2 protein-coding genes are annotated in these 3,080 nt (G+C 68.8%); both read left to right on the top strand.

What is annotated here, in order from left to right:
- The coding region (locus tag A5727_RS06725) for an aldehyde dehydrogenase family protein (RefSeq protein WP_082949639.1) at window positions 1-1,448 on the top strand (1,448 nt) is incomplete at its 5' end.
- A gap of 9 nt (window positions 1,449-1,457) precedes the next feature.
- The gene (locus A5727_RS06720; RefSeq protein WP_082949638.1) at window positions 1,458-3,050 is read left to right on the top strand and encodes an AMP-binding protein; all 1,593 of its coding nucleotides are present in this window, start codon (window positions 1,458-1,460) and stop codon (window positions 3,048-3,050) included.
- Window positions 3,051-3,080 lie beyond the last annotated feature (30 nt).

Genomic DNA, 3,080 nt, shown 5'->3' with positions numbered 1-3,080 from the left:
GGGCCCCCCGGGCCCCGGGGGCCGCGGGGCGCCCGGGGGCCCGGGGGCGGCGCCCCGGGCCGCCCGGGGCGGGGGGGGCGGCCACGCCCCCCCACGACAGTGGCGTGTGGCGCAACACTTCCCCGCATGAGCGCGCCGACGTGCTGGATGCGATCGCCGCCAATCTCGCGGCCCGCACCGAGGAGCTGACGGTGCTGCAGGTCAACGAGAACGGCGCCACGGTCCGGGCCGCGGGTGCGTTCCTGATCGGCTACGCCATCGACCACCTGAAGTACTTCGCCGCGCAGGCGCGGACCTACGCGTTCCAGCGCAGCGGACCGCTCAACGAGGCCCCGACGCTGGCGGCGGGCATGGTGGTCAAGGACCCGGTCGGGGTGTGCGCGGGCATCATCCCGTGGAACTTCCCGCTGCTGCTGGCGGTGTGGAAACTGGGCCCGGCGCTGGCCGCGGGCAACACCGTGGTGCTCAAGCCTGACGACCAGACCCCGCTCACACTGCTCGAACTGGCCCGGGCCGCAGACGAAGTCGGCCTGCCCGCGGGTGTGCTCAATGTCGTCACCGGTCCGGGGCCGGTGGTCGGCGCCCGCCTGGCCGAGCACCCCGACGTGCGCAAGGTGGCGTTCACCGGGTCCACCGAGGTCGGTAAGAACGTCATGCGCGCGGCCGCCGACAACCTCAAGAAGGTGACGCTGGAACTCGGCGGCAAGGGCGCCAACATCGTGCTCGAGGACGCCGACCTCGACCTCGCCGTGGACGGGACGCTGTTCGGCTTCCTGCTGATGAGCGGGCAGGCGTGCGAGTCCGGCACCAGGCTGCTGGTGCACGAGTCCCTGCACGACGAGTTCGTCCGGCGCCTGGTGGCGCGGGCGGAGACCCTGGTGCTCGGTGACCCGATGAATCCGGCCAGTGATCTGGGTCCGCTGGTGTCGGCCAAGCAGAAGACGCGGGTGGAGAAGTACATCGCGCTGGGCCAGGAGGAGGGCTGCCGGATCGCGTTCCAGGGCGGTACACCGGGCGAACCCGCACTGGCCGAAGGGCATTGGGTGGCACCAACGATCCTGACCGGCGCCACCAACGACATGCGCGTCACGCGGGAGGAGATCTTCGGCCCGGTGCTGGTGGTGCTCACCTTCCGGGACGACGACGAGGCCGTGGCGATCGCCAACGACAGCGAATACGGTCTGTCGGCGGGTGTGTGGAGCACCGACAACGTGCGGGCGCTGGGCATCGCGCGACGGTTGGAGTCCGGCACGGTCTGGGTCAACGACTGGCACATGATCAGCGCGATGTACCCGTTCGGCGGCGTCAAGCAGAGCGGTCTGGGGCGTGAACTCGGCCCCGACGCGCTCGACGAGTACACCGAGGCCAAGTACATCCACATCGACCTGACCAATGACCGCCGTAAGCGCGTCTACCCGGTTGTCGTCTCGGCTGCGGCCCTGGACTGAGAGGTATCCGTGTACCCCGGCACCCACGCCCAGCACGCCCCGTACCGGCCCGCGGTCATCGTCGCGGAGTCCGGCGAGACCATGAGTTACCGAGAGCTCGATGACGCCTCGGCGGCGCTGGCCCGCGTACTGTACGACGCGGGTCTGCGCCGCGGGGATGTCGTTGCGCTGCTGTCGGACAACAGGCCCGAGGCGCTGGTGGTGCTGTGGGCGGCGCTGCGGTCGGGGCTGTACATCACCGCGATCAACCACCATCTGACGGCGGACGAGGCGGCCTACATCGTGCGGGACTCCGGGGCGCGGGCGTTGATCGCGTCGGCGTCGCTGCGCGACCTGGCCGCCGCGGTGTACGGACCGCCGTTGCGGTTGGTGTTCGGCGGCCCGGTCGACGGGTACCGCTCATTCGAGCAGGCGCTGACCGATGCGGGCCCACGCCTCGATCCACAACCCTGTGGTGCGGTCATGCTGTACTCATCGGGGACGACGGGTTTTCCCAAGGGAATTCGACCCGAGCTGCCAAATCGTGAGGTCGACGAACCGGGTGACCCGATTGTGGCGATCGCGCAGCACCTCTACGGCATCAACGCCGATGACGTGTACTACTCCCCCGCGCCGATCTATCACGCGGCACCGCTGCGCTGGTGTTCGATGGTGCAGGCGCTCGGCGGAACCGTACTGCTGGCAAGCAGATTCGACGCCGAGCGGGCGTTGGAGCACATCGACCGGCACGCCGTGACGGTGACGCAGATGGTGCCCACCATGTTCGTCCGGATGCTCAAACTGCCGGACGAGGTTCGTGCCGCGCACGACCTGTCCAGCCTGCGCGCGGTGATCCACGCCGCCGCGCCGTGCCCGGTGGACGTCAAGCACGCCATGATCGACTGGCTTGGCCCGATCATCTACGAGTACTACTCGTCCACGGAGGCGCACGGCATGACGTTCATCGACACCGCCGAATGGCTCGATCATCCGGGTTCGGTCGGACGAAGCGCCCTCGGCGTGCTGCACATCTGCGACGACGACGGAGCCGAACTGCCCGTCGGGACCGTCGGCACGGTGTACTTCGAACGCGACGCGCTGCCGTTCCGCTACCACAACGATCCCGAGAAGACGTCTGCCGCTCAGCATCCCGAGCACCCAGCCTGGACGACGGTGGGCGATCTGGGCTACATCGACGGCGACGGTCACCTGTACCTGGCTGACCGCAAGTCGTTCATGATCATCTCCGGCGGGGTGAACATCTACCCCCAAGAGGTGGAGAACGCGTTGGCTCTGCACCCCGCAGTGCACGACGTGGCGGTCATCGGGGTGCCCGACCCGGAGATGGGCGAGCAGGTCAAGGCCGTGGTGCAGTTGACGCCGGGGATCACCGGGACCGAGGTGCTCGAACGCGAACTCATCGACTACACCCGGGAGCGCATCGCGCACTACAAGGCGCCGCGCTCGGTGGACTTCGTCGACGATCTACCACGCACCCCCACCGGCAAGCTCGTCAAGGGCAAGCTCCGCGAGCGCTACCTCTCTCCGGCGAGCGCCCGTGTTGGTACAGAAAACCACGGGGCGGATTCAACCGGTCGCTGCGGTGTATGCGGACGGGTCTGACAGTAGTCGGTCGAGTTCTTCGGCGGGTGT

Origin of the sequence: Mycobacterium sp. ACS4331, assembly GCF_001667265.1 — a bacterium.
GTDB lineage: Bacteria > Actinomycetota > Actinomycetes > Mycobacteriales > Mycobacteriaceae > Mycobacterium.
The sequence above is the reverse complement of the archived record's forward strand: the minus strand, read 5'-3'. Positions and strand labels throughout refer to the sequence as shown.